The organism is Protofrankia sp. CiP1_Cm_nod2, from assembly GCF_920664355.1.
Classification (GTDB): Bacteria; Actinomycetota; Actinomycetes; order Frankiales; family Frankiaceae; genus Protofrankia.
In genome coordinates, this window is record NZ_CAKKTL010000245.1 from 1,790 (window position 1) to 7,979 (window position 6,190).

At 71.0% G+C, this 6,190-nt stretch carries 5 protein-coding genes; 3 read left to right on the forward strand and 2 right to left on the reverse strand.

The window, feature by feature from the left end; genetic code table 11:
- Window positions 1–585: 585 nt before the first annotated feature.
- Together NBW84_RS20555 and NBW84_RS20560 are read left to right on the forward strand one after the other, a co-directional pair.
- Window positions 586–1,449 carry a 3-hydroxybutyryl-CoA dehydrogenase gene (locus NBW84_RS20555; RefSeq protein WP_250286517.1) on the forward strand — a complete coding sequence of 288 codons (864 nt, stop codon included), beginning with the start codon at window positions 586–588 and terminating at the stop codon, window positions 1,447–1,449.
- 21 nt (window positions 1,450–1,470) lie between these two features.
- Window positions 1,471–2,631: an acyl-CoA dehydrogenase family protein gene (locus NBW84_RS20560; RefSeq protein ID WP_250286518.1), complete on the forward strand. Its 1,161-nt coding sequence runs from the start codon at window positions 1,471–1,473 to the stop codon at window positions 2,629–2,631.
- Window positions 2,632–2,797: 166 nt separating this feature from the next.
- On the opposite strand, the gene NBW84_RS20565 is transcribed toward NBW84_RS20560, so the two are convergent.
- Window positions 2,798–3,847 (reverse strand): LLM class F420-dependent oxidoreductase, encoded by a 1,050-nt coding sequence (locus NBW84_RS20565; protein WP_250286519.1) that lies wholly within the window; start codon window positions 3,845–3,847, stop codon window positions 2,798–2,800.
- Between the two features lie 214 nt (window positions 3,848–4,061).
- Window positions 4,062–4,445 (reverse strand): VOC family protein, encoded by a 384-nt coding sequence (locus NBW84_RS20570; protein WP_250286520.1) that lies wholly within the window; start codon window positions 4,443–4,445, stop codon window positions 4,062–4,064.
- A gap of 486 nt (window positions 4,446–4,931) precedes the next feature.
- On the opposite strand from NBW84_RS20570, the gene NBW84_RS20575 reads away from it, so the two are divergent.
- Window positions 4,932–5,984 carry a hypothetical protein gene (locus NBW84_RS20575; RefSeq protein WP_250286521.1) on the forward strand — a complete coding sequence of 351 codons (1,053 nt, stop codon included), beginning with the start codon at window positions 4,932–4,934 and terminating at the stop codon, window positions 5,982–5,984.
- The last annotated feature ends 206 nt before the right edge of the window (window positions 5,985–6,190 follow it).

A 6,190-nucleotide genomic window follows, 5' to 3' on the forward strand; every position in this document is an offset into this window, starting at 1 on the left:
TGACTGTCCGCAACATAACCGCTACAGCACGCGCTCGAAAACCTGACGCACGCATGCCACGGCGGTTCATACCGATCACGCGGAGTTCCACCGGACAGCACCGGATTCCGCCATATCACGTCAAATAAAACCGGATACAGACGGATTCCACCCGGTTCCACAGGACGCGGGCACCCACCACCGGAACGGACAGGGGACGTGGTACGGCCGGCCACCCCGTCCGCCCGCGGCGTCAACGGCCGGCGGAACCGGCCCACGAAGCGATATAACGGAAAGTAATGTCCGGGTGTCGCTACGGCTCACAGCCCGGTCCCGGGATTACCTGTAAAGATCGCGACATGCCTCCGGCCGGAGCCGGCCACCCGACCCAGCGTGATGGACGGCGATGGGTACGGTATCGACGGCAGGAAGCTTGTACATCCGATAGATGGATGTCAAAATATCTCTCGCGCGTGACGGCGGAAGCTCTCATCCGCCGGCGAAAACCGGAAAGATCCGGAAAGCTACCGAGCCGGCGCGGGAACGGCGCCCACGGGCCAGGACGAGCGGCGACGGCCCACCGGGCCAGGACGAGGAGAACTGGACATGAGTGGGATCCAGCGGGTGGGAATCGTGGGTGCCGGGCTGATGGGCTCCGGCATCGCCGAGGTCAGCGCCCGGGCAGGGCTGGACGTCGTGGTGACCGAGGTGAGCCAGCTCGCGCTCGAGGCGGGGCAGCGGCGGATCGAGAAGTCGTTCGAGCGCGCGGTCCGCGGCCAGAAACTGAGCGAGCAGGAGCGCGACGCGGCGCTGAGCCGCGTGCGCTACACCACCAGCCTGGACGACTTCATCGACCGGGACCTGGTGGTCGAGGCCATCGCGGAGAACGAGCAGGCCAAGCTGGAGGTGTTCACGGCGCTGGACAAGGTGGTGGCCTCACCCGAGGCGATCCTGGCGTCGAACACCTCGTCGATTCCGATCATGAAGCTGGGCATGGCCACGACCCGGCCGGCGTACGTGGTGGGCCTGCACTTCTTCAACCCGGTGCCGGTGCTGAAGCTGGTGGAGCTGATCCCGTCGCTGCTGACCTCCGAGGAGACCCTGGCGGCCGTGACGGACTTCGCCACCGGGGCGCTGGGCAAAACGGTGATCCGCTCGCAGGACAGGGCGGGCTTCGTGGTCAACGCGCTGTTGATCCCGTACATACTGTCGGCGATCCGGATGATGGAGTCGGGTTTCGCGTCGGTGGAGGACATCGACAACGGCATGGTGTACGGCTGCTCCCATCCGATGGGGCCGCTGCGGCTGGCGGATCTGATCGGCCTGGACACCGTGAAGGCGGTGGCGGACTCGCTGTACGAGGAGTTCAAGGAGCCCCTTTACACCGCCCCGCCGCTGCTGCTACGGATGGTCGATGCCGGCCTGCTGGGCAAGAAGTCCAGTCGTGGCTTCTACGACTATCACAGTTGATCTTCCGGGAAGGAGTCGGGGATGAGCCAGGGCTTCGGGCTTTACCAGCTCGGCGAGGAACACGAGGCGCTGCGCGCGGCCGTACGCGCGCTGGCGGAGAAGGAGATCGCGCCATACGCGACGGAGGTGGACGAAGCCGAACGGTTTCCGGCGGAGGCCCGTGACGCCCTGGTGAAGGCGGATTTCCACGCGGTGCACATCCCGGAGTCCTACGGCGGCCAGGGCGCGGACGCGGTCTCGGCGTGCATCCTGATCGAGGAGGTCGCGCGGGTGTGCGCGTCCTCGTCACTGATCCCGGCGGTGAACAAGCTGGGCTCGCAGCCGATCATCCTGTCCGCCGACGAGGAGCTCAAGCGCACGGTGCTGACCGAGATCGCGGCCGGCGCCGGGATCTCGTACGCGCTCTCCGAACGAGAGGCAGGCTCGGACACCGCGTCGATGCGCACCCGCGCCCAGCTGGACGGGGACCACTGGGTGCTCAACGGCACGAAGGCCTGGATCACCAACGCCGGGGAGTCGACCTGGTACACGGTGATGGCGGTGAGCAACCCGAACGCGGACAAGCCCTCACGGGGCATCTCCGCGTTCGTGGTGCACCGGGACGACCCGGGCTTCTCGGTGGGCAACAAGGAGCGGAAGCTGGGGATCAAGGGATCGCCGACCAGGGAGATCCACTTCGAGAACTGCACGATCCCGGCCAACCGGATCATCGGCGAGCCGGGCACCGGCCTGAAGACGGCGCTGGCCACCCTGGACCACACCCGTCCGACGATCGCGGCGCAGGCGCTGGGGATCGCGCAGGGCGCGCTGGACGCGGCCGTGGACTACGTGCGCGAGCGCCGGCAGTTCGGGCAGCGCATCGGGGACTTCCAGGGCATCCAGTTCATCCTGGCCGAGCTGGCGATGAAGATCGAGGCCGCGCGGCATCTGGTGTACGCCTCGGCGGCGACCACCGAGCGCGGTGAGCCGCAGGCGGGCTTCCGCTCCGCGGCGGCCAAGACGTTCGCCTCGGACGTGGCCATGGCGGTGACCGTCGACGCCGTGCAGCTGTTCGGCGGCGCCGGGTACACCCGGGACTTCCCGGTGGAGCGGATGCTGCGCGACGCCAAGATCACCCAGATCTACGAGGGCACCAACCAGATCCTGCGCATAGTCATGGCCCGCCACCTGCTCCGAGGCTGACCCGCCCGACACCGGCACAACGCCCGGCGCATCGCCGGGCCCGGCGATGCGCCGCGAGGCCGGCCGGCCCTGGGGACGAAGGGGGCGTGGGCTCCTCCCAGAGCCCGCGCCCACCGGCGGGCCGTGCCCGCGGTGGGCGCGCCCGCCGCCCGTCCCCGGCCGGCGGTCAGTCGATGATCGCGCGTAGCTGCTCGACGGCGTGCACACGCTCGGCGTGCGCGGCCGCCAGCGGCGTCACGTGCAGGGTCGTGACACCGGCTTCGGCAAAGGCGGCGACCCGCTCCTTGATGTACCCGGGCGGCCCCACCAGCGAGGTGTCCCGGACCAGGTCCTCCGGGATGGCGGCCGCGGCCTCCTCCTTGCGCCCGGCGAGGTAGAGCTCCTGGACGACGTCGGCGGCCTGCTCGTACCCGTACCGGCAGGCCAGGTCGTTGTAGAAGTTCCTGCCCTTCGCGCCCATGCCGCCGATGTAGAGGGCCAGCTGGGCGCGATATGGCCGCAGCAGCTCGGGATCGTCCTGGTAGCCCTCGCCGATGGCGAGGAACACGCTGGCGGTGATGTCCAGCGGGCCGAGCTCGGGGTCGCGCCTGGCATAGCCCTCCCGCAGGGCGCTCCCCCACGCGTTGTCGGCCCTGTCCGGGTGGAAGAACACCGGCAGCCATCCCTCCGCGATCTCGGCGGCCAGCGCCACGTTACGCGGGCCGATCGCGGCCAGGACGATCGGGATCCGGGGCCGCAGCGGACGGTTTATGATCTTCAGTGGCTTGCCGAGGCCGCTGCCCTGGCCCTCCGGCAGCGGGACCTGGTAGTACTTGCCCTTGTACACCACGGGTTCCCGCCGCCACACCTGGCGGCAGATGTCTATCACCTCGCGGGTGCGGCCCAGCGGCGCGTCGTAGAGGATGCCGTGGAAGCCCTCGATCACCTGTGGCCCGGACGCGCCGAGCCCGAGCCAGAACCGGCCACCGGAGACGAAGTCCAGGCCCGCGGCGGTCATCGCGGTCAGTGTCGGGGTACGGGTGTACAGCTGCAGGATGGCGGAGGCGATCTCCAGCCGGCTGGTCCGCGCCGCGATGAAGCCGAGCTGGCTGACCGCGTCAAAGGTGTACGCCTCGGCGACCGAGACGATGTCGAGTCCGGCCTTCTCGAAGTCCTCGAGCTCGGCGACGGCCTCCGTGAAGCCACCGCTGTAACTCAGCGTCATGCCGATCCGCATCGATCTCCCCAGTTCTGCTCGCAATAACAGTCACAACTGACTGGACGATATCGCTGGTGACCCGGCCCGAGACAGAACTTTCACGGTGGCCGGCACCTTCACCGCGGCCGGCGGACGGCAACCCGCTCCGCCCGTCCGCGGCCCGTCCGCCACCCGTCCGCCACCCGTCCGTGGCCCGTCCGCGGCCCGTCGGCGGGGGCCGGGCGGGCCCCCGTCAGGCCGCGCTGCCGTAAGGGCGGGTGAGGATCTCCAGCAGGTGGCCGTCCGGGTCCTGGAAGTAGGCCCCGCGACCGCCGCTGCCGTGGTTGATCTCTCCCGGCCGGCTGCGGCCCGGGTCGGCCCAGTAACGGATGCCACGCTCGCGGATCCGTCCGAAGATCTCGTCGAACTCCGTCTCGCCGATGAGGAAGGCATAGTGCTGCGGGGTGACCGCGCCTTTCGTCTCGGCGAAGTCGAGGCTCACGCCGTTGTCGGCCGTGACCACGAGGAAGTGGCCGAACGGGGCCGGGCCGCCCAGCCCGAGGACGTCGGCGAAGAAGGCGGCCGACGCGCTCTTGTCATGCGCCGACACGATGGTGTGGTTGAGCTCTACGGTCATGGCGGTAGTCCCTTCCGGGCCCCTTCAGCGGCCTCTTCCGGCTCCTGCAGGAGTCCCTTGCACGGTTCTTTCCGGGCTTCCGTGCTGCTCACCTGTGCGATGCGCCGCGCCTTTCCTGCCTGTCACGGTGGGTGGGTGCGGACGCCGCGCGCCCGTGGACGACCATGCCACGGCGGGCCGCCGGCCGGCGCGCCGAACGCCTCCGGCGGCGCCGTAAGGCATGTCGGGAAAGGCATGACAGCAGTCTGCAACCTCAACCGCACTTCAGGTCAACAGGAACCGCACGACTGCTCCCGGCCGCCCAGCCGCCGTCCCCCAGCCGTTGCCTCCCAGCCGTCGCCTCCCAGCCGTCTTCCGGGTGCGGCTGATCCCCGGGCCGCCGCCGGCACCGTGGTCCGTCAGGATCCAGCACCGTGGTCCGTCAGGATCCAGAAGAAGCGGCCGGGCGGTGGCACGGCCGCGCTGGCGGGCAAAGGAGCGGGGCACATGAGCGACCGGGACGAGAAGGACAACGACAGGGACGGCGCGGGCCACGAGGACGGCACGGCGGTGGCGGTGGGTGGCGGCGGGTGGCGGCTGCTCGTCGGTGACCTGCCGCTGGTCGTCGTCCCCGGCCTTGTCGTCGAGCTGCGCGAGCTGCCGCCGTACAGCATCGCGCTGGACGGGGTCGTGCAGGGCCCCGCGCTCGACCTGCGCGCCCGCCGGCTGAGTTTCGACCACCACGGCGCCTGCATCCGGCTGGTGACCACCGCGACCTGCCGACAGGTCACCGACGCGCTGCTGCTCGGGCTGGATCCCCGCCGTTACACCGTCTACGTCAACGACGTCGACGCGGACACCGCGCTGGCCGTGGCGCTGCTGGCCCACCCGGGCTGGCTGGCGGCGGCCTCGCCGGTACGCGGGCCGGTGCGGCGGCTGGTCGAGGCGGTCGCCGGGCGGGACGCGCACGGCCCCGCCTACCCGGTGGCCGAACCGGGCCTGCTCGCCGCGTTCGCCGCCCGGGTGCCACTGCCCTCCCGGGCCGGCGGTGGCGGCGGCGACGCCGCGCGGATGGCCGCTGACCTCAGCCGCTGCGTGGCGGCGATCGCCGAGCTGGCCAGCGGTCTCGCCGGCACCGGCCCGGGCGGCCCGGCCGACGGGAGCGATCCGGTCCCGGCGGGTGACCAGGCCGGCCGGCGGCCGGCGGCGTCGTTCAGGATCACCCATGCCGGGACGGGATGGGTGATGGCGACCAGCGACACCGACGCCTTCGACCGGGTGTACGAGGCGGGGCACACCCGGGCGGTGATGTGGCGGCCGCTGCCCGACGGCTCGACCGCGTACACCGTGGGACGGCGCAGCGACCTGGTGGACGGCTTCCCGGTCGGGCCGGTCGCGGAGCCGGGGACGATCCTCGGCGCGCTCGCCGCGCGGGAACCCGGCTGGGGCGGGGGCAGCTCGATCGGCGGCGCGCCCAGGCGTCCCGGCGGCTCCCGCAGCTCGCTGCGCCCGGACGAGGTCTTCACGATCGTCGAGGCAGCCGTCACCGCCGCCGGCTGACCCACGGATACACGACGCGGGGCAGGTGATCGGCACCGGCGCCGGTGCGCGACGATGAGGCGTGCCCGATTCCGAACCCGCCGGACGGTATCAGCCGCTCGCCGTACCGACCTCCGCCAGAAACCGGCCGGGACAGGCGTGCTGGGCGGACGCGATGAAAGCCGCGATGACGCGCGGCCGCGTGACGACACCCGCGCTCACCGCCC

Coding starts and splice junctions, on each gene's coding strand:
- NBW84_RS20555 (WP_250286517.1), top strand. CDS start 586: ATGAGTGGGATCCAGCGGGTGGGAATCGTGGGTGCCGGGCTGATGGGC.
- NBW84_RS20560 (WP_250286518.1), top strand. CDS start 1,471: ATGAGCCAGGGCTTCGGGCTTTACCAGCTCGGCGAGGAACACGAGGCG.
- NBW84_RS20565 (WP_250286519.1), bottom strand. CDS start 3,847: ATGCGGATCGGCATGACGCTGAGTTACAGCGGTGGCTTCACGGAGGCC.
- NBW84_RS20570 (WP_250286520.1), bottom strand. CDS start 4,445: ATGACCGTAGAGCTCAACCACACCATCGTGTCGGCGCATGACAAGAGC.
- NBW84_RS20575 (WP_250286521.1), top strand. CDS start 4,932: ATGAGCGACCGGGACGAGAAGGACAACGACAGGGACGGCGCGGGCCAC.